Origin of the sequence: Mucilaginibacter sp., from assembly GCF_965277465.1 — a bacterium.
Lineage (GTDB): Bacteria > Bacteroidota > Bacteroidia > Sphingobacteriales > Sphingobacteriaceae > Mucilaginibacter.
This window is the reverse complement of record NZ_CBDICW010000001.1, coordinates 659,262-677,962: the sequence shown is the minus strand read 5'-3', so window position 1 is coordinate 677,962 and position 18,701 is coordinate 659,262. Positions and strand designations below refer to the sequence as shown.

The 18,701-nt window shown below is 40.2% G+C and carries 21 protein-coding genes; 7 read left to right on the top strand and 14 right to left on the bottom strand.

Annotated elements, in window-relative coordinates:
- The first annotated feature begins 7 nt into the window (after positions 1-7).
- Genes ACQY4U_RS03075 through ACQY4U_RS03065 form a run of 3 tightly spaced genes read left to right on the top strand, consistent with a single transcriptional unit; the run spans position 8 to position 2,864 of the window.
- Complete coding sequence (locus ACQY4U_RS03075; protein ID WP_428327906.1) at positions 8-1,393, top strand: RagB/SusD family nutrient uptake outer membrane protein; 1,386 nt, start codon at positions 8-10, stop codon at positions 1,391-1,393.
- Between the two features lie 14 nt (positions 1,394-1,407).
- Positions 1,408-1,641: a hypothetical protein gene (locus ACQY4U_RS03070; RefSeq protein WP_428327905.1), complete on the top strand. Its 234-nt coding sequence runs from the start codon at positions 1,408-1,410 to the stop codon at positions 1,639-1,641.
- Positions 1,638-2,864, top strand: a complete 1,227-nt coding sequence (locus tag ACQY4U_RS03065) for a TlpA family protein disulfide reductase (protein ID WP_428327904.1) — start codon at positions 1,638-1,640, stop codon at positions 2,862-2,864. Before ACQY4U_RS03070 ends, ACQY4U_RS03065 begins: the two co-directional genes overlap by 4 nt.
- A gap of 41 nt (positions 2,865-2,905) precedes the next feature.
- Here ACQY4U_RS03065 and ACQY4U_RS03060 read toward each other — a convergent pair whose 3' ends face one another.
- The 7 genes from ACQY4U_RS03060 to ACQY4U_RS03030 all read right to left on the bottom strand — a co-directional run bounded on the left by ACQY4U_RS03060 (position 2,906) and on the right by ACQY4U_RS03030 (position 8,802).
- On the bottom strand, positions 2,906-3,208 hold the full coding sequence (locus tag ACQY4U_RS03060; protein ID WP_428327903.1) for a hypothetical protein: 303 nt from the start codon (positions 3,206-3,208) through the stop codon (positions 2,906-2,908).
- A 4-nt stretch (positions 3,209-3,212) separates the two neighbouring features.
- Positions 3,213-3,671, bottom strand: a complete 459-nt coding sequence (locus tag ACQY4U_RS03055; protein WP_428327902.1) for a MauE/DoxX family redox-associated membrane protein — start codon at positions 3,669-3,671, stop codon at positions 3,213-3,215.
- A 344-nt stretch (positions 3,672-4,015) separates the two neighbouring features.
- Complete coding sequence (gene mobC, locus ACQY4U_RS03050; protein WP_428327901.1) at positions 4,016-5,968, bottom strand: conjugal transfer protein MobC; 1,953 nt, start codon at positions 5,966-5,968, stop codon at positions 4,016-4,018.
- A 10-nt stretch (positions 5,969-5,978) separates the two neighbouring features.
- Positions 5,979-7,223 (bottom strand): relaxase/mobilization nuclease domain-containing protein, encoded by a 1,245-nt coding sequence (locus ACQY4U_RS03045; protein WP_428327900.1) that lies wholly within the window; start codon positions 7,221-7,223, stop codon positions 5,979-5,981.
- Positions 7,190-7,600 carry a plasmid mobilization protein gene (locus tag ACQY4U_RS03040; protein WP_428327899.1) on the bottom strand — a complete coding sequence of 137 codons (411 nt, stop codon included), beginning with the start codon at positions 7,598-7,600 and terminating at the stop codon, positions 7,190-7,192. The genes ACQY4U_RS03045 and ACQY4U_RS03040 overlap by 34 nt, the downstream gene beginning before the upstream one ends.
- 216 nt (positions 7,601-7,816) lie before the next feature.
- Positions 7,817-8,080, bottom strand: coding sequence for a hypothetical protein (locus tag ACQY4U_RS03035; RefSeq protein ID WP_428327898.1), 264 nt, complete (start codon positions 8,078-8,080; stop codon positions 7,817-7,819).
- A 116-nt stretch (positions 8,081-8,196) separates the two neighbouring features.
- The gene (locus ACQY4U_RS03030) at positions 8,197-8,802 is read right to left on the bottom strand and encodes an AAA family ATPase (RefSeq protein ID WP_428327897.1); all 606 of its coding nucleotides are present in this window, start codon (positions 8,800-8,802) and stop codon (positions 8,197-8,199) included.
- Positions 8,803-9,010: 208 nt separating this feature from the next.
- On the opposite strand from ACQY4U_RS03030, the gene ACQY4U_RS03025 reads away from it, so the two are divergent.
- From ACQY4U_RS03025 to ACQY4U_RS03015, 3 genes are all read left to right on the top strand, one after another.
- Positions 9,011-9,535: a hypothetical protein gene (locus ACQY4U_RS03025; protein WP_428327896.1), complete on the top strand. Its 525-nt coding sequence runs from the start codon at positions 9,011-9,013 to the stop codon at positions 9,533-9,535.
- Positions 9,536-9,543: 8 nt separating this feature from the next.
- Positions 9,544-10,581 (top strand): S1 family peptidase, encoded by a 1,038-nt coding sequence (locus ACQY4U_RS03020; RefSeq protein WP_428327895.1) that lies wholly within the window; start codon positions 9,544-9,546, stop codon positions 10,579-10,581.
- A gap of 508 nt (positions 10,582-11,089) precedes the next feature.
- Positions 11,090-12,307, top strand: a complete 1,218-nt coding sequence (locus ACQY4U_RS03015; protein WP_428327894.1) for a site-specific integrase — start codon at positions 11,090-11,092, stop codon at positions 12,305-12,307.
- Positions 12,308-12,360: 53 nt separating this feature from the next.
- On the opposite strand, the gene ACQY4U_RS03010 is transcribed toward ACQY4U_RS03015, so the two are convergent.
- The gene (locus ACQY4U_RS03010) at positions 12,361-13,440 is read right to left on the bottom strand and encodes an HNH endonuclease (RefSeq protein WP_428327893.1); all 1,080 of its coding nucleotides are present in this window, start codon (positions 13,438-13,440) and stop codon (positions 12,361-12,363) included.
- Positions 13,441-13,790: 350 nt separating this feature from the next.
- Between ACQY4U_RS03010 and ACQY4U_RS03005 the strand changes: the two genes are divergently transcribed.
- Entirely contained in the window at positions 13,791-14,798 is a 1,008-nt protein-coding gene (locus ACQY4U_RS03005) for an IS110 family transposase (protein WP_428327892.1), read from the top strand.
- Positions 14,799-14,992: 194 nt separating this feature from the next.
- On the opposite strand, the gene ACQY4U_RS03000 is transcribed toward ACQY4U_RS03005, so the two are convergent.
- The 6 genes from ACQY4U_RS03000 to ACQY4U_RS02975 form a co-directional block, all read right to left on the bottom strand.
- Entirely contained in the window at positions 14,993-15,916 is a 924-nt protein-coding gene (locus tag ACQY4U_RS03000; RefSeq protein WP_428327891.1) for a HipA domain-containing protein, read from the bottom strand.
- A 3-nt stretch (positions 15,917-15,919) separates the two neighbouring features.
- Complete coding sequence (locus ACQY4U_RS02995) at positions 15,920-16,243, bottom strand: HipA N-terminal domain-containing protein (RefSeq protein ID WP_419700078.1); 324 nt, start codon at positions 16,241-16,243, stop codon at positions 15,920-15,922.
- Positions 16,236-16,439 carry a helix-turn-helix transcriptional regulator gene (locus tag ACQY4U_RS02990; protein ID WP_419700077.1) on the bottom strand — a complete coding sequence of 68 codons (204 nt, stop codon included), beginning with the start codon at positions 16,437-16,439 and terminating at the stop codon, positions 16,236-16,238. The genes ACQY4U_RS02995 and ACQY4U_RS02990 overlap by 8 nt, the downstream gene beginning before the upstream one ends.
- A gap of 159 nt (positions 16,440-16,598) precedes the next feature.
- A complete protein-coding gene (locus tag ACQY4U_RS02985) occupies positions 16,599-17,201 on the bottom strand; it encodes a hypothetical protein (RefSeq protein ID WP_428327890.1) in 603 nt (200 codons plus the stop codon).
- 41 nt (positions 17,202-17,242) lie between these two features.
- Positions 17,243-18,223, bottom strand: coding sequence for a relaxase/mobilization nuclease domain-containing protein (locus tag ACQY4U_RS02980; protein WP_428327889.1), 981 nt, complete (start codon positions 18,221-18,223; stop codon positions 17,243-17,245).
- Positions 18,213-18,590 carry a plasmid mobilization protein gene (locus tag ACQY4U_RS02975; RefSeq protein ID WP_428327888.1) on the bottom strand — a complete coding sequence of 126 codons (378 nt, stop codon included), beginning with the start codon at positions 18,588-18,590 and terminating at the stop codon, positions 18,213-18,215. The genes ACQY4U_RS02980 and ACQY4U_RS02975 overlap by 11 nt, the downstream gene beginning before the upstream one ends.
- Between the last annotated feature and the right edge of the window lie 111 nt (positions 18,591-18,701).

The following is an 18,701-nucleotide window of genomic DNA, read 5'->3' as shown; positions in this document are numbered from 1 at the left end:
AAACATTATGAAAAATGCTATAAGAATTTTACTCTGTGTTGCAATCATATTGCCGTCCTGTAAAAAAAGCTTTTTAGATGCCAAGCCTAATTCAAGCATCGTTAATCCAATGTCACTAAATGATTATCAACTGCTTTTAGATAATTTCAGATCACTTAACACTACCGGGGCCTTATCCCAAATGTCATCTGACGAGTATTTTATCAAGGATAAAGCCAGTTTTGACGCTTTGGACCAACAAACTTATAAAGGGGCTTATTTATGGGCGAAAGACTTATATGGGGGTGAAATCAATATACTTGATTGGAATCAACCATATAAAGGCGTGTTCTATGCTAACAGTGTATTGGACGGAATTAAACAAATTGATCAAACAAACTCAAACCAGGCTGATTATAATAATATCAAAGGCGAGGCTTTGTTCTTCCGATGCTATGCGTTTTATGATCTCGCGAAGGGCTTTTGCCCCGTGTATAACCAAACTTCCGCGTCAACAGACCTTGGCTTACCTTTAAGAACATCATCCGGTATTGATGTGACATTGCAAAGATCCAATTTAAAGCAAACGTTTGATCTGATCATTGCCGACTTACAACAAGCCACTGTTCTATTACGCGAAGACTTTTCAGTGCTGAATAGAAACCGACCGTCAAAGTGTGCAGCCTTTGCCATGCTGGCAAGAGTTTACTTGTATATGGGCAATTATGTAGAAGCCGGAAAGGCAGCAAATTCAAGTTTAGCGATCTATAATAAACTCATAGATTATAACAAAATCAGTAAAACCTCTGCTACCCCATTTTCTTACAGTTCGGATGAGACAATTTTTTATTCCAGCCAGGAAATTGCTTATACTTTGACAACAGGCTACGGTACTGCAATCTCTACGATCGGTGTTGACCCCAATCTCCTTGCACTCTATTCAAACGGCGATTTACGTTCTTCCATCTTTTTCGCAAAAAACACATTCGGTAATTTTAATGTAAAGCGGGGATACGTTGGCGGTGGATTTTATGCTTTTACCGGGCTTGCGGTGGATGAAGTTTTGTTGGTAAGTGCAGAGTGTGCAGCCAGGCTAAACGATCCGCAAACCGCCACTAACGCGTTAAATAAGCTGTTGGTGAACCGGCTCTCAGCCTCATCATTTACGCCGCTTGTTGCATCCACACCTGCCGCTGCACTCTCAATGGTGTTATTGGAGCGGCGTAAAGAACTTGTTTGGCGCGCTTTAAGATGGTCAGATATTAAAAGACTGAATAGAGACGGGGCAAACATTATTTTACAGCGAATCCTAAACGGTGTTACCTACACCCTGTCTCCGAATTCGCCCTTATATACCTTCCCGATACCCTCCGATGAGATTACGCTTAGTGGCATTGAACAAAATAACAGATAATTATTACCAAGACCATGAAAAAAAAATTATATCAAATGTTGGCCCTTTGCAGCCTTTTATATTGTGCCATTCCAAACGTGTGCTTTGCAGAGAGTGTAAAAATAAGCGGGCATATTTCCAAGTCTTATATTGAGACATACTTTCACGATGACCAGCCCTTCATCACTTACTATGATCATTACAACCAGGAAGACCCATCCAATGCCCAAATAATACCATTAAATATTAAAAATGGTTCATTTCAGTGACCATTGAATTGAAAGGCACGGTTGGTTATTTCAGCTTACAGAAAGGCAGTTTAAATTCTATAAACGACGGCTATTTTATAATACAAAGAGGGGATGAAATTGGAATGGAAGTTGAAAGCCCTCAAGAAGTGCGGTTTACCGGAAAAGGTGCTGATAAATTAAATTACCAGCATTGGGCGTGGAGGCTGCTCCTTATTGACCAAAAAAATTGGACGAAGGAAGATAAATGGCAAAACATGATGGTCAGTTATAAAAAACGGACAAATAAAATTTTAGCTATCGCACTTGATAGCCTAAATAGGGATAAAAATATTAATCACGATTCCATTAAGGATATAATCCGTTTAAATCTAACAAGTGCGGTAAACTGGGATTATGTTTCAAATATCTATAAGTTTGAATACCTATCAGATACCGCCTACAGTGCTTACGTAAAACAAGAGATCAATTATCAAATTACACAACAAAATGGTCTACAGCCATCCGATCCCTTTCTGATTAAAAACGCATTCGTTTATACCCATTACCTTTTTTATTTGAATGGAATAGTCGCATCGATAAGAAGCCGGCAATATCGCCCACCATTTGATTTGGTTTACAATAATTTGAAAACTGAGTACGAGGGCGCAATCAGGGATGAAGTGTTGCCTTATTGCTTTCTTCAAATGTTAAAGCGTAGCCCTGAAGCCATACAATCGTTTGACGAAGCCATTGGCCTAGTTAGGGATAGCGATAACCGGGCGATTATCGAAAGAACCAAAACAGCAAAAGGAATCGGTGCAAGGGCTTTTAATTTTGATCTGGAAACATCGAGTACCAAAAGGCTCCGGTTGAATGATCTAAAGGGCAAGATCGTAGTCTTAGACACTTACTACAATGGGTGTGTGCATTGTGTCGAACTTTCCAATGCAATGCGCCCTATAGAAGAGTATTTCAGTGGTAAAAACGATATCGTATTTATTAGTTTTGATGGGGTAGCCCATAGTTTTGAAGATTTCATGAAAGGCGTCAGAACGGGCCATTATGGATTAAAGAAATCTATTTACGCTTGGACCGGGGGACTTGGGGAGCAACATCCTTTATTGAAATATTATCAATATACCTCTTATCCAAATTTGCTTATTATAGGAAAAGATGGGAAAGTTATTTCAGCAAACCCTGAAAAACCATTGACGGATTCCAGCAGAAAGAATTTTATTACCTTGATCGAAAAAAATCTATAAAAATGGAACGGTGCTTAACACACCGTTCCATTAAATATATATTATGGGTTAACCCAACCTGGGCCGCTTACTGATGTTGAACCTGCGGGTATACTGCTTGCGGAAAAGCTTGCACCCTGGTCGGATGGATAGCTAATTGTGCAATCTTTTAGGTTAGATTGTGCGGTACAATCGTCTGACGGGTCAGCTACCTCCCTGGCGTAAGTTGTACCTGCATGGTTTAATCCGTAATACACGGTTGCAAATTTTGCCTTGTTCACATTTTTTGCGTTAGTAAACGCACTGAATCCGATTGCTAAAGCACCTATCATTAGGCCAAAAGCTATTTGTTTGAAGTTTTTCATTTCTTTAATTTTTTAAGATATATTTTTTTGTTTTTATTAGCCAGAGCGCAAATAAGGCAGCTAAAATATATGCGAGATTAAACCAGATGTGCTGGCTCCAACTTAGTTTTTCGATGGCACCTCCACAATGACATGGAAGCTTCTGTTCCCAAATCAAGACGCTGACTATGTAGCCTGTGAATATGGCCATCAGACCAACAAAAGCATATAGACCAAGTCTTGCCGTTTGAGGGATAAGAATTAACAAAGCAATAATGATCTCGAATATCGGCACCATATAAGAAACGTACACGGCAAGTCCATTGATGATGTGCACTCTTAAAAGACCATTTAAAAAACGTTCGTGGTCAATTATTTTGGCGTATGCGGTGTAAATAAACAAAGCCATACAGGTAAAACGCAAGGCAATGACTAACGATTCTTTTAAAATCCCACTATTCTGAAATACTACTTTCTTACTCATTACATTTTCCATAGAACATAGAGGTGTTGTCATCTGAATAAAAGGTAACTACAGTTACCGGAGGGCGCGTAACCCGCCAAATTGAAATTTCCTGTTTGCCACTCAACTCCTTTCTTTTTTTCTTGCTCCGGGGAGCAAGCGGTTAATGATTAATTTGTAAATCAAAGTAACCGCTTATCAAACCCTGAAAACAGTAGCAAAAGGGTAGTAATAAAAAGGAGCATTAGTAGTATATAAAATCCAGGATTACCTAATATATTCTAAGTGCCAAAGAAAACATTGGTCGCTTCAATAGCGTTTTGATGAAATAACATACAACCCTTTACTCCCCATAGTTGTAATTATTAGTCTGCAGTTTCTTTTGGCGTAAGTTCTTTTTGGATAATCGACTCGATATCCTTTTTGATATTGAGGTAATTGGCCATAATCATATCGCTGTCTATCTGTCGGACTACCGGCAATTCTTTATAAGCAGCCTCCTCATCTTTAATTGCTTGATGATCATTGATAATTTCGTTATGAAATACTTTCAGATCAATTTTATTGTCCGGATCATCCGCAACCAAACCCACAAACTCACCAGACGATAAGGTTGCTATCTTGGAAGCCGGTACCGCAAACTCTAATTGAGTTGACTTACTTACTGAGGTATCCTGGCTATTGATGGTAATGCTCTGCCGCTCCTGCATGATCTTACCGAACCGTTCGCTTAATTGCTTGGCCGTATCTCCGGTAACTTGGCCGGATAAAATATTACCCACGATATTCATGATCACCTCCGCCTGCTCCCGGCCATAATCTTTTTTCAACTGGCTATAATCCTGCACCGCTAAGGTGGTAGCTACTTTATTGGAGCGCGTGGTCGCGATCAAACTGTCAATATTATTAAAGTAAATCGTGGGGAACTCATCAAAGATCAGGTTGCATTTTAGTTTGTTTTTCTGATTGACCAATTTAATGGTGCGGGAGATATAGAGGCTTAACACCGCGCCATACACCTGTTGTTTTAATGGGTTGTTTCCCATACAAATGATCTTCGGATCGATGGGGTTATTGAGGTCTAATGAAAAGTCATTACCCGAAAGCACATAATAGAGTGATGGAGATACCAGCCGGGCCATACTGATCTTAGCACTGGCGATCTGGCCTTCCAATTGATCGTAAGCCTCATTTTGCCACGCTGAAATAAAGGGATTGATCAGTACTTCTATTTCGGGTTCTGTTCTCAATAACGCAAATAGGAATTTGTATTCGACTTGCGCCAGTTCTATCGCGTGGGGTAAGGTGCAATAAATGCCACCCTCATATTTTTTAAGAAACCAGATCAGGGCAGTTACAAAGTTTATCGGTGATTCAACAAAAAAGTCCCCTTGCTTTTTGATCCATTCCCTGTTCAGGCCCAGCATGAATGTCCTGGAAGATTCCATTGCATCCGTGATATCCCACATACTGGCCGGGTCGAGCGGGTTACAGCGATGCGACCTATTGAGGTCTTCAAAATTAATTACATAGAATTTCGGCTTGACCTTATAAGCCTTGCTATTATTTAATAAAGTGTTATAAGCGATCCGGCTCAGGTCGTCATATTTAAAATCGTAAAGGAACATAGTGAACCCTTTTTTAATATGCTGCGTAATGATGTGCCGAATGACAAAATAAGACTTACCGGCTCCTGGAGTACCCATGACCAGTGAACCACGAAAGGGATTGATGATATTGATCCAACTGTTCCGTGCCTTTTTTTTCAAATAGTATTTCGCGGGAAGATTAATGGAATATTCGTTTTCCAGTTTCCGTTCTTCCTGGGGGAAGGTTTCATTTTCATCATTGAATATATCCTTGTTCAGGTTGACGTTGATGATGCGGTACATCATGCTTACACCGGTCAGGAAAAACAAAAACCCAATCGTCGTGACCGCAATGTAGAGGCTTGCTATTAAAAGATAAGAAACTTGTAGTTTAAATAAAATGCCACTTGTATAATACAGTATGAGTCCCAATAGCGAATAGGTCACACCGGTCGATAAATTAATCTTCTCGTCTTTTTTTCCTTTAGTCCCAATCAGAGAAACGATCAGGAATATGATGGCGACCGATTTGGCGATCAACATACTTTTGAAAATGGAGAGCTTGTAAATATTTACCAGTATCCTATTCACGATAGGATAGCTGAGGTGCAACTCACTAAACGCTCCAAAGCAGCTAAAGTAGAAGTGTAAGATCAAGATAAGGATTCCTAAAAACCTGGTAAAGTCGATGATCTTTCTTAATGCCTGTTCGTTTTCTCCGGTTTGCATAATCTTAATTTTAGAGATTTAATTTCCTGCGTTTTTTCCTTTTTTTCTTCGGGCCGAATTGGTTCGGCAATCTGTCGCTCGGGTCGAGCGGATTCAGCAATTCATCTAATAATCCATTCGCCTGCTGTTTTATAAATGGTTGATCCTGGTTTGGCAATGCACCGGTAGCTTTTTGAGCTATGTTATCCGCAGACGTAGCTACATTACCGGTTGGTTTATATTGCAACGATTCAATAATAGCGGCAGCACTGTAATTCTTACCAAGGTCACTGCCATTGAAAATGGCCTTATTTACCTGGTCGATATAGCTTAGACCATAAATTCTGCCTTCACTATTTTGTCTTACGATCACCGTTACATCGTTCTTTTTTAAGTCATTTTTAAATTGCTCCAGGGAGATTGCTTGAGTTCTGACTTTATCGATCCGGGCCTTTAGCTTCTCCTTAAATGGCCTCCTTAAAAAGTCATTCAGTCTGAACCTATCTTCCAACAATTTCAAAGTTGGCTTTGAATACATGCTGCTTGCCTTAATAGGCACCCCCATCTTATTTCCTTTTTTGTCGATGGCCCAGTAGCGCAACCCTCCTTTATTGAACATGATCGATTCTTTGGTGCCTTTATCTGCCGATACGTTGTATAAGTTCAGGATAGCGTTCAATTCCGGTAAGCTGGTGAACTTATAGGATTTGGTGACCTCGTTAACAATATTAGTTATTCCCCTTTTAGTGTCCGCCGTCCCGTATTCAAATGGCTTGATATCCAGTCTTTGTATCTCTTCTTTCTTCTTGTCACATGCCCGTACCAATCCAAAATCAATTTCTATGGCTTTACGGGCCGGCTCGGATACCAATTTGCCGATATTGTTCAGGCTGATCCGCTTACCGTCAGTTTGAATATTTGTCGTAACAATATGGATGTGCGGATGGCCCGCATCAACGTGTTTGTAGACCAAATATGGCTGAAACTCAAATCCGATCCTCTTCATGTAATCATCAGCTATCGCTATCAATCGTTCTTTTTCTAAATGCTCAGTTATATCGAAATTGAGAGAGAGGTGTACCGTGTTCGTTGTGGTCCTGATGTTTCTTTCGGCCAGATCAGTTAGTCTAAAAAGCTTATCATAAAACGATAGCGCTTCGTGGTTTTTCATATAACCGCTTGCCGCGATCAGCGTTGCTTTTCCGGCCTTAACTTTGTTTTCGTTATAATTCAAAGCCCCTATCAGGCTTTTTCCACTTTTAATTTTTGCGACCATAGATCAGCATATTTGTTCATCCGCTCCTTGATTTGAGTTATCGAAGGCTCCAGCTTTCCATTGATAATGGTTAGGAGGTTCATCCATAACCGGGTATCGGGAAACCCATGAGCACTGTTGATATTCCTAACCGCCTGGTTCAAGTTATTGCCGATAAAGTTTAATTCCCGCCGGAGTAAGATCAGTTCCTCCAAAACTTCATCCATTGATTTGTCGCGGTGGATGATCGTAACCGGTTTACCCAATATCATCGCCCTTCCAAACTCACTTACATTTTGAAAAGTGGATTTTTTAAAGCGTTTATTTAGCAAGATTTCTTCGCTTGGTTTTAAGCGAACCTTTATCCATTTTGAACGGTTTTCGTTTTCTGCTTCCATATTACATTAATCTAATCAAACCGACTTCGGAGGGTTTGACTATGGCCCCGGACCGACTTCGGAGGGAAGGGCAAGATCCGTTTGTGGTACAAACGTACATCTTGCTAACTGCAAAAAGACAGCAGTTTAAGTCCTCCGAAAGGTCATTAGCCCTTATCAAATCCTCCATTATTAACTAATTATGATCCTGTCCAAATGCGCATATCGCAATGATTTTCAAGTTCCAACCTGCGGTGCTTTTGCATCGAGAAAGAATTTAATGGCGAGTATGTTGATGTCCTTTAAAGATAGATCCTGATCAATGCCATAAGACTTCATCCGCTTTAGCAAACCCTTCGGTATCCATGTATTTAGTTGGGCCTCTTCTTCCTTTTCCACGTCAGGCAATTTTACCGGATGCACTTCCTGAATAGGCATTTTAGGGGCATCCGTCTTTAATTTATTGGCAAGGCTACCCAGCTTGTTTTTATATTCTTCCATAATTAAATGCCCTGTCTGTAATTACATATTTGCATAAACCGTATCTATAGAATTACATAATTATCTAATTGCATAAATGAAGAAATTTGTATTTACAGAAATCTATAAAAATGTATTTATGCACTGATTTGATTTACGATCTCTTCTGCAAGAGAGGTGATTTCTTCCTTCGCTTTTACATCAGTTGATTTTAGGATTCCGTTGGTCATAGAGGAACGAGTGATGCTAACACGGTCATGCACCATCGTTTTTAAAAGAGGAGTTCCAAGGCTCTGTAGAAGCTCTGTAACGTCTTTGGTAATGGCTGATCTGGGCTTTATCATATTAAGGACAATGCCGGCCTTTAGTTGCGTGTTTTTTGCCTGGGAGAATTTGACCAATGCAAGGGTCGACCGGATGGCCATGACATCAAAGAAGCCTGCCTTTGTAGGAACCAGTACAAAATCTGAAAACTGGAAGAGGGCTGTTAATTTGTTTGACAAATAAGGTGGGGTATCAACAATCACCAGGTCATAATCTAAATTGGAGATGTCGCTTATTTGGTCTGAAGATAAAATAGCTAAATCAGGGAAATCATCCTTTATATGGTAGATACTTCCCTGTAAATCTGAATCTACCAATGCTACACTTAATTGATCCTGAAAGCATAGCGCCAAATTAAGCGCCATTGTACTTTTTCCTACGCCACCTTTTTGGTGAGCTACCGTGATAATCTTTGCCATGTTATTTCCTTCTTAATTTATATAAATACATATTTATGTAATTCTTTATTTTGAGAATTACATAACAAAGGTGGATGTTAGGCATGGCAAAAGACTCCGATGTTATCCGACTCGGAGAACTCTTTTTTGGGATTATCTTATTTTATCTGTAGGCAACGCTTTTCGTTAAGCACAACATTCTTTAATTTGCTACCTTCGAAAAAGCGATATGAACAATTTTTTAAATAATGCAGGCGCTTGCTTTTATCATATTACTCGTAGGTCAAGATGGCTTAATGATATACAGCTCAATGGGCTAAGAGGAGATGAGGCTAACAGAATATTTGTTGCCAGGACCGACTATCAAGGCGTATTATACAGTATAGCGCTTAATCAAATTTTGGAATTGGAAGAGGAGCCGGATTTGGTTATACTTCGACTATCACAAGAAAAAAACACCTTTTCATTGGCTGAACTGTCTCATGATTATAAAGCAATTGAAACTACTTCGCCTCTTCAATCCATTATAATTCGGCAAAATATACCACTGGCAAATATCGATTATGTAGATGCTATAAATGTAAGCATCGATGAACTTGGCTTAATTGCAAACAAATCCGACTACGAATTGCCGCAAAAACCATTGTTTCAGCAAGGCCTAAGTGTCGTATATATCGATAAAAATGGTCAACCTTATAAGGTAAATGGTGAAATTCAGGATCAAAAGTGGACTTTTAACATTCAATATATTTAAGGATGACGATGACTGTTGATAAAAAGCGAAACCTTGATTCCTTTGGACTTCTATGCCCCAACCTGGCCACTGCCATTGTGAACATGGTTAAATATATGTCGCCTGAGTTGAGAGGTAGCATTCCATTTGTGAATGGATGGCACGCCTTCGTTTATCACGAGGATGATTTGATGATTGTTTTGCTTCAAGACAGTCCTGGCGTTGAAAAAATAGAATCCATAAAACCTGATTATTTAAATTTCATAAAGGGTTTGATTAAAGAGTTACCGCAATTAGACTTTGAAACTATTTACGCAGAAACAGGTGATAGATTTTACAGCGTTGAAATGTTCTCCTATTTCGGCCCGTCATATATCAATGAAAGTGTGAGCGATATATTTGCCAAGACCTGGCCAACTCTGGGAGGTTTTTTAGGGGCATATATTCAGGATGTGTTAATTCCTAAATTATATGATCTGGAAAAGGAGAAAATACAGAAAATACTTCCTCCACCGCAGACCTTCGATCTCAAAACTATTACCCAAGCCCTGTGGGTACTTGAAAGTGATGAATTATCGGTACAAGGTACTGCCTTTGCGTTAAAAGGTCATGGCCTTGTTACTTGTGAACATGTATTGGGCCCTGATACTCATGCCTTTCAAATAAATGAGGTAAATAAAAAATATCCAGTTAAAGTTCTCAAAAAGCACGAAGTAATAGACCTTGCGATTTTAGAAATACAAGGGTTTAATTTGGAGCATTTTTTAGAAGCTGAAATATCGGAAGTTAAGCAAATGGATCAAATCACCGTAGCCGGGTTTCCGAATTATCAAATTGGTGATACCGGAACAATAATAACGGGCAATATTTCCGGATTTCGAATAAAATCTGGCATACGTAGATTGTTAGTCAGTACTCCATTGATTGCAGGAACAAGTGGTGGGCCTGTATTGAACGCTTTATCAAAAGTTATAGGTATTGCAGTAACTGGTGCCGAAAGAATGTCGCAAGCACATAAAACAGAAGAACATGGGGGTATTCCTGTAAGTGCTATTGATCTGCTATGATCGTGTAGAATTATGTAATTCTATAAATACATATTTATATAATCGCAATAAACTCACCTTTGGGTAGGATATTTTTCCATAAAATGTCCGAAAGTTCAGTTCCTTTTTTGTAAATTTGATTTGTCAAAAGTTCTTTAAAACAACTCAAATTACCTCAAGTTATCCGGTGTCTTAATCGGTGACTAATAGTTTTTAGATTTTATAATTGCCTGTAGATTAGCGATATAAGGAAATGGTTCGGGTCCCGTCCATTCCGCTTTTTCAATATCAAAAACAGTAAAAACCCCTTAAATGACATCATTTAAGGGGTTTTTCATTTTCAGGGCATACCAAATTATTCATGTTTTCGCATAGCATTCGGGAGTAATTCGGGAGTCATTTACGAGTCGGCTTAGGAACTCCCGAATTTGCTTGCAATGGTTTGATATACAACATGTTCAGCTATTGAACATCTTGATTTCTGATGATTAATTAATCAATTTTGTTTCACTTTAATTAATCAAAAGTCATGAGAACTACACTCTCTTTGCTTTTTTCCCTGAGAAAGCCAAAAAATTATCAATCAGGTGAGATGCCAATTTATTTACGCATTACAGTAGATGGCCAGCGCACGGAAATGGCCATCAGCAGAAAATGCGACCCGGAACGATGGGATGCAGTAACCGGCAGGCCCATCGGATCAAAAGTAGAATCCAGGACATTGAATGCTTATTTAGATGATATTCAGTTTAAAATCCACGAACTTCAACGCCGGATGTCAGACGCGGATGAACTGATAACAGCAGAAACAGTTAAGAACCGCTTTGTCGGTAAGGCAGAGAAAGCACGTACACTAGTGGCGATCTTTGAAGATCATAATACCAAGATGAAAAGCCTCGTCGGCCAGGAATTTGAAAAAAGTACGCTTCAACGTTATGAGACCTGCTTAATGCACTGCAAAGAATTTATGCAGTGGCAGTATAACATTTCAGATATTCCCGTAACCAAGATCAATTTCGCATTTCTGACTGATTTCGAATACTACCTGCGAAGCGTTCGTAAGTGTGGTAACAACTCGGCTATCAAATACATCAAAAACTTAGGCAAGATCGTCCGCATTTGCCTGGGCAACGGCTGGCTAACGGTAGACCCATACCTGAACTATAAGCCCAAACAAAAGGCGGTACACAGAGAAGTATTGACGAAAGAAGAATTAGACAGGCTAAGCAAAAAGAAATTCGGTGTGGAGCGTTTAAGCACGGTTAGAGACATGTTTGTATTCTGTTGCTATACAGGTCTTGCTTATGTCGATGTACATAAGCTGAAACGCTCAGAGCTGGTTAAAGGTGCTGATGGCGACTTATGGATCTATACCAACAGGCAAAAGACAGACACATTGTCAAGAATACCTGTATTGCCCACTGCTTTATCAATTATTCGTGCATACGAAGACCATCCGCAATGTGTGGTAAAGGACATCTTGCTTCCGGTAATGAGTAATCAAAAGATGAATGCCTACCTGAAAGAGATCGCCGACCTGTGTAAAATTAACAAACCGTTAACCTTTCACATCGCCCGGCACACCTTTGCGACAACAGTAACGCTGAACAATGGGGTGCCTATTGAAAGTGTGGCTAAGATGATGGGGCATACCAGTATTAAGACCACGCAGATCTATGCTAAGGTAATGGATCATAAGATCAGCTCCGATATGCAGCTGTTAAGAGAAAAGCTGGCAATTGGTTAAGATGGCTTAAATCAACTACCGAGTTTTGCTCGGTAGTTGAAATTGACATGGTTTTAGCTTTTAAATATTTGGTTGCGATGCCATTCAAGATTTTCTAATGCGGGTCGGTATTGCTGTGTTGTTGGCAAGATGAGCTTCTTTCCCCTTAATTGATTTAAACTATAACCATGTAGTATATCCTCATTGACATGTTTTGATGTAATTACATGATAATTGGAATCAACCGCGATCAAACCCCGATCAAAAGCACGATGCAGGTTAGGACACAGCGCTAAACCGTTGCTGACTTTATCATCATGGGATATGCTAAAAGGTGTAATGTGACAAGCATCAATAAAGTTGTGACCAAACGTACTTTCCAATCTCATTCCGGTGATACAGCAAGTATTATTATAAACCTTTGGAATCAATTTCTTAAATAAGCCTCCACGAACGAATACATCCTCTTCCGTTTCTATTCTAACCGTTTTGTACTGCGCTTCCGGCTCATTCAATACATAATCCTGTAAATCGTGATAATATCCTTCACCAGATCGTTTGTTGTTAAAATACAATTGCTGTGTTTCCGGAAAGTAAGCTGAAAGCAATGCTAACAATATAGACTGCCGGGCGGCTGGTTCGGCTAGCAATTGAAACAACTCAGAATCGAAATGCCCATATTCCAAGACCTGGATCAGCGTATTCACACTTTTAATATGGGCGTTGATCTGGCAACCTGGTTTAGCAATTAATTGCCAAATGGGTTTGTTACCTATTTTCTCACTTTGCAAGTAGAAGAACGGCTGCGTGAAATCCGGCTGATGAAGGGTGCTAACCAATAATCGCCAATTCTCCTGGAATATGCCGACGAGTTCCGTATCGACAAAAACCCGGTTTGAAGTAATATGGCCGTTATTGACCAATTCCAGCAGGGTTATCAGCAAAATTGTTTTGTGTGGCGCCAATCCGTACTTTGTAATCCCACGCTTCAGGTGAGTAAGTTTATACAGGTAATCGTTTAAGTTCGGCATTCGGTTCCTTTCAGCGTATTCAAATATAAAATTTAAAATCAGTTCGCCACTTTGAGTTTCATGAGAAACGTACTGTCCAGTTTGCAGTGAGGACTTGCGGTTTAGTGCTTGTGAACGCCTCATCCTTATTCAACGCTTAAGCAACCTTTAGATTAGCAGAATGAAATCACTAATAAAAAGATTGTTGTTATTGAGGTGTGGGAATGTGGTAAACTCGATAGAGTTTTCCATATTTCCACACCTTTTTCTTTTTGCTTCTTTTTCTTTTTGAATAACTGTGATTTTTGTGGAAAGGTTAACACTGACAGAGGCGCATTTAGTTAAGCAACCAGGCTTAGAAGCCTAATTTTGGATTTAATCCTCTGTCAGTTGTTTAAACAAGCATCAAATAGAAATTCGAGTTCTCAGGCTCATTAGTAAGGTATTGATTGTGTTTAAACAGGTTAACCCTATTATAATTAACAAACAAAGTTATGGAATTCACCTATTTCATCGGTACCGATGTATCAAAAAACGAACTGGATTTTGCTGTTATGCAAGGTAACGTGTTTTTGTTTCACAAAGAGATACAAAACACGCCTACTGCTATTAAATCCTTTATTAAAGAGTTAAGTAAGTTAACGGGGTTTGATTTAAATAAGACTGTTTTCTGTATGGAACATACGGGTATATACAGTAGCTATTTACTATCGCTTCTGCATGATAAAAAAGCGCCGATCTGTTTAGAAGCAGCTATGCAAATTAAAAACTCTTTAGGTAATCTACGCGGCAAAAACGATAAGGTTGATGCTATTCGTATTGCGGAATACGCTTATAGAAATCGTGATAAATTAAGCTTATGGCAGCCAAAGAGGGATGTAATCCAACAACTCGCTCATTTATCAACTATTCGCTCAAGGTTAGTGCAAATTCAAAAAGTGGTAAAGACTCCGCTCAAGGAGGCAGCTCCCTTTATTAAAAAAAGCCAGGAAAAGCTTCATAATAAGCTATGTAACAAAACCTTAAATGGCATTAAAGCGGATTTAGAAAAAATCGAAAAGGTTATCGAAGAGATCATTGAAGGAGATCCCGAACTAAAAAGGCTTTTCACCTTAGTTAAATCAGTAAGTGGTATTGGGAAAATAACGGCTGCCATGATCATTGTTACTACAAATGAGTTTAAAGATATTAAAGATCCTAAAAAATTCGCCTGCCATGCTGGTGTAGCCCCGTTTGTGAAAGAATCCGGCTTATTCAAAGGCAAAGGCAGGGTGTCACACATGGCTAATAAGAGGCTTAAAACACTATTACACCTGGCTGCTTTAAATTCAATACGATATAATGAAGATCTGAAACACTACTATGAACGTAAAGTAATAGATGAAAAGAAAAACAAAATGAGCACAATAAATGCGATCAGAAACAAACTGATATTACGAGTTTTCGCCTGTGTTAATCAAAACAGGACGTATGAAAAAAATTATTCAAGATTAGTTGCATAACACATAGAAATCCAAGAGCGCTTAGCCGGATCAAATGTCAAGGGCGGGCCAACCGCTGAAAGCGGACACACCGGCCCGCTTGTATACCCTTGACGTTTGATTCCGGCGTGGGCTATCTTCGCGAGTGCGGGGAATAAGGATTTTTGTTTTTTCTTCACCAGAAGGAAAAACCGGCAATGTATACCTGCGGCCTGTTAGTTAAACAACCGTTGTTTTCTATTCCAAATTTCCAGGTATAATTCCTTTTTTTCGGGACTTAGGAAGGATGCCGTGATCATTTCAGCAACTTCTTTATTACCGGAAGAAAATTTGTTATACGTATTCCTAACGGCGGTTTCAGGTATATTCATACTTTTGGCCAACGCATCAAAATCAGATATTTTAACTCTTTTCTTTTTGCCGTTTATCGTCAAGGCCAGTTCTTCATCATCGGCTGGATTAACAAGATTTACATTAAGCAGATCATAGGCTGGACTTAGACTTACACCCTCGTCAGTATGCAGCACAGCAAAGTTCTTCAGGTGCATATCATTGTTGCCTGTCAAAAAAGAAAATAACACCAGCTCAAAATAAGTCAGTGCATCAAACCCAGTTTGCGTACAGTATTTCAGGATAAGCTTGCCGATCTTTTCATAAGATCCTTTGTATTTGTTTTCCGTTAAAAATTCAGAAAGCTGGCAGAAATCTTCCATGTGGATTTTATGGCCTTTCACCCGGTCAAATCGCTTGGCCAGATAAACCAGACTGCCATCTGACGCTTCTATTAAAGTATGATCGCAAACAGGCATTTTAAACAAGCCCGCCAAATGCATAGTCACATCTTCTGATTGCGGCATTTCCGGAAAATCAGGATGTTGTGGTTTAAGTATGTATTCTCCCCAAAGCCCTACTACAGTCAGCCGGTTATGTCCCTTCGTCTTTTCCAGCGTAACAGAAAGTTTAGGCTGAACTCCGGTCACAGCGATCCTTTCGTTGATGGTTTGTTCAGCCAACGTTTTCAAAAGTTTATTGTTCAATTCCAGCTCCGGTACTTTGGCCGAACCAAAAAATCGCCTTGAACATTTTTCATGATAAGACGACTCACCTGCATCCTGATAACAAAACCAACAATTTGCCATAGCTTAATCTATTTCGGGAATAACCGTTACCGCTCCGATCGCGTCCCTGCATGTTAATAGTAATAATTCAAACCGGTCATTACTTTTGACCTTCCAGTGTGTCGTTGCCAGATCCAATAGCCAGCCCTCTGGTATCAAGCCATCGAAAAAGGCAAACAATACTTTACTTTCATATTTCTGTTTTGACAAGGGTAGCGTCAAGCTCACCGGCTTTGCATTCTTATTCTCTAAGTAATCCGCCTGGTAAGTAAACTCATAACCATCATCAGTTTCCGCAAGTACACCAGCCAGTGTATCCTGAAAATAAACCAAACCTTTCCTACTCATCGTTTTTTGCTTTTAATACCACCCCAAGTTCTGCGCCAAATAAGCTCAAGACCTGGTTCACTTTATCCATGCGTAATGTTGATTTTCCCTGTTCCATCTCACGAACAACCCTAAGTCCAACACCTGCCTTTGCCGCCAGGTCTTCCTGTGTAAGATTTAACGACTTCCTTTTTTTCTTTAAATATTCCGATAACATATTTATACCCTTTCGGGTACAAATATAAATTAAATTTATTAATTATACCCTATCGGGATTATATTTACTATTGACGTCAATATTATACCCTATCGGGGTTAGTAGTTGGTTTAAAAATCAGTTAGGCTTTGACGCTTTCGGCACCATTCTAAAATACATCTACTTATCCGACTTCACTTTTTCCAATTTATCCCTGGCCGCTTTCAGTTCTTTATCCGCTTGCTCAGCCTGGGCCTGAGCTGCCATAACCGCCTCCTGTTTTTCCATCGCTTTTTCTGCCTGTTGGTTTAAACTCTTCGGGTCTTCCGTTAACTTTTTTTCGATGTTTTTGGATACGTCCGGGTAAAGCGCCCTAACCAGCCAGAAATTATAAGCTTCATCGTTAAGCCTGTCATTTTGATGGTTCAGGTATAAAGCCGTACCAAACGATAAGGAGGTAACAACAAAGCAAACTGCTACACCGATAATCAGGCTCTTTGACCAGGCCCCGAAGTGGTGACTGGTCTTTACCCCTATCACTTTAGGCACAGTAGCTACCAGTTTTTTTACCTCATCGATCTGCTCCTGGATCTTCGAATCATCATAACGTTTGTTAGCCTTTTCAATTCGGGAGGCAATCCGATCTAATGTCTCCTTATATTGCTGTAAAAAAGTTTTCAGAAACTCCGGCATTCCGGTTTCTACAACAGTCATTCTTGCAACAAAGCCCTGAATTAATTCTTCCAGCATCGTTACCTTTTCCTCTAATTCTTCATTTTGCATAACGCTTCATTTTAAAGTTCATCCAATAGTTTAATTGATTCCTATAAGCTTATTCCCTGTGATTGGGACTGTTCTGCTTCATGTTTTTTTCTTTTTCGCCGGGCTATATCCGCATCGCCCATCGGGTCTGGCGCCGCTGCCACAAATTGCGGTTCTAATAGAATCTGTAATAAGCCTTTACCGCCATCAGGACTATGGCGGTGCTCTGCCTGTACGCTTTGCCGGATAGCCTCCCGCAACTGGCTGGCCAGTGATGGTTCGTTGGCTTGCCTTGCTGCGTGGTATTGTTGTACCTGCTGGCTACGGGTTAAAGTAGCATCTATTTGAGCATAGCTCAAACTACGGTCAATTGCAGAACCTTTCATTTTGATGTCGCCCTTTTCAAAGGACACACCTTGTACTTCGCTGGTACCACTCCTGAATTTATAGGCGATCTTAATACCCTGTTTAGCCAGTTCTGTTTCCAACCCTTTCCAGGTTGGGGCCGTTTTCATTGCTGCCTTAATAGCATCATAGAGTTCATACCTGATCTTCTCTTTGCCTTTCAATGCCTGGCGGTTCACCTGTTCCTTGCCTTCGCCCAAATGATAACCATATTTCAGGGTGATTTCCTTACAGGCTTTGACATTCTTAGCGAAGTTGTTTTTATCACTAATCGTTTTGCCCTTATTGTCAACCCGGTTATAAATCAGATGCAAGTGCGGATGATCCCGGTCGCTGTGGCGCACCATCACAAATTGTGTATTACGGATACCCACTTTTTCCATGTACTCCTTTGCCCGTTCCACCATAATGTCATCACTCAGTTTGGCTAAATCTTCCTTACTCCAACTCAGCACCAGGTGTCCGACTGCTTTGCCCAATTCCGGCCGCATCTTCCGTTGCAGGTTAAAGTCGTGCGCCAGGGTACTGGCGTTTTGCATCCGCACGCCTTCGGCTGTTAGTATCTTTGCCTTCTGCTTTTCCACCACATAGCGTATACAGCCGCCAAAGCTTCTTCCTGTAATTGGCTTACCCATCATGATTATTGATTTTAGTTAACAGTTCTTCGATCTGCCTCAGCATAGCCTGACATTTTAAAGCCAGGGAAAATAGTCCTGCCACGTGTGCCAGATGTGTCAACTGATTCAGGTTGTTCGCCAGTCCAGCCAGCATCCTGAACCAGCCGCTTTCTTCGGCGGTAAAGCGTGGAAAAACCTTAGCGCTTTTAGCAGCCCTGCGAAACCACTCACTCGGTTTCAGCCCGGCATTTTTAGCACGGCCCTCGATCAGGATCCTTTCCGTAGGCGTTAACCGCACCATTAAAAGATCGCTTCGTCTGATCGATTTCTTTGGCCTTCCCGGTGTCCGCCGCTTCGGTAAATTGTTATTTTCAGTGGTTGCTATCATGTGCTCATTCCTTTCCTATTCTTAAAAAAACCGACCAACGGGAGCGAGTTCCGGATTACCCTTTAGGGTGTATCCGGGTTTTTGTATAGCAAAAACATTAACTCGCTCCAC

Coding starts and splice junctions, on each gene's coding strand:
- ACQY4U_RS03075 (WP_428327906.1), top strand. CDS start 8: ATGAAAAATGCTATAAGAATTTTACTCTGTGTTGCAATCATATTGCCG.
- ACQY4U_RS03070 (WP_428327905.1), top strand. CDS start 1,408: ATGAAAAAAAAATTATATCAAATGTTGGCCCTTTGCAGCCTTTTATAT.
- ACQY4U_RS03060 (WP_428327903.1), bottom strand. CDS start 3,208: ATGAAAAACTTCAAACAAATAGCTTTTGGCCTAATGATAGGTGCTTTA.
- ACQY4U_RS03055 (WP_428327902.1), bottom strand. CDS start 3,671: ATGAGTAAGAAAGTAGTATTTCAGAATAGTGGGATTTTAAAAGAATCG.
- mobC (WP_428327901.1), bottom strand. CDS start 5,968: ATGCAAACCGGAGAAAACGAACAGGCATTAAGAAAGATCATCGACTTT.
- ACQY4U_RS03045 (WP_428327900.1), bottom strand. CDS start 7,223: ATGGTCGCAAAAATTAAAAGTGGAAAAAGCCTGATAGGGGCTTTGAAT.
- ACQY4U_RS03040 (WP_428327899.1), bottom strand. CDS start 7,600: ATGGAAGCAGAAAACGAAAACCGTTCAAAATGGATAAAGGTTCGCTTA.
- ACQY4U_RS03035 (WP_428327898.1), bottom strand. CDS start 8,080: ATGGAAGAATATAAAAACAAGCTGGGTAGCCTTGCCAATAAATTAAAG.
- ACQY4U_RS03030 (WP_428327897.1), bottom strand. CDS start 8,802: ATGGCAAAGATTATCACGGTAGCTCACCAAAAAGGTGGCGTAGGAAAA.
- ACQY4U_RS03025 (WP_428327896.1), top strand. CDS start 9,011: ATGAACAATTTTTTAAATAATGCAGGCGCTTGCTTTTATCATATTACT.
- ACQY4U_RS03020 (WP_428327895.1), top strand. CDS start 9,544: ATGACTGTTGATAAAAAGCGAAACCTTGATTCCTTTGGACTTCTATGC.
- ACQY4U_RS03015 (WP_428327894.1), top strand. CDS start 11,090: ATGAGAACTACACTCTCTTTGCTTTTTTCCCTGAGAAAGCCAAAAAAT.
- ACQY4U_RS03010 (WP_428327893.1), bottom strand. CDS start 13,440: ATGAGGCGTTCACAAGCACTAAACCGCAAGTCCTCACTGCAAACTGGA.
- ACQY4U_RS03005 (WP_428327892.1), top strand. CDS start 13,791: ATGGAATTCACCTATTTCATCGGTACCGATGTATCAAAAAACGAACTG.
- ACQY4U_RS03000 (WP_428327891.1), bottom strand. CDS start 15,916: ATGGCAAATTGTTGGTTTTGTTATCAGGATGCAGGTGAGTCGTCTTAT.
- ACQY4U_RS02995 (WP_419700078.1), bottom strand. CDS start 16,243: ATGAGTAGGAAAGGTTTGGTTTATTTTCAGGATACACTGGCTGGTGTA.
- ACQY4U_RS02990 (WP_419700077.1), bottom strand. CDS start 16,439: ATGTTATCGGAATATTTAAAGAAAAAAAGGAAGTCGTTAAATCTTACA.
- ACQY4U_RS02985 (WP_428327890.1), bottom strand. CDS start 17,201: ATGCAAAATGAAGAATTAGAGGAAAAGGTAACGATGCTGGAAGAATTA.
- ACQY4U_RS02980 (WP_428327889.1), bottom strand. CDS start 18,223: ATGATGGGTAAGCCAATTACAGGAAGAAGCTTTGGCGGCTGTATACGC.
- ACQY4U_RS02975 (WP_428327888.1), bottom strand. CDS start 18,590: ATGATAGCAACCACTGAAAATAACAATTTACCGAAGCGGCGGACACCG.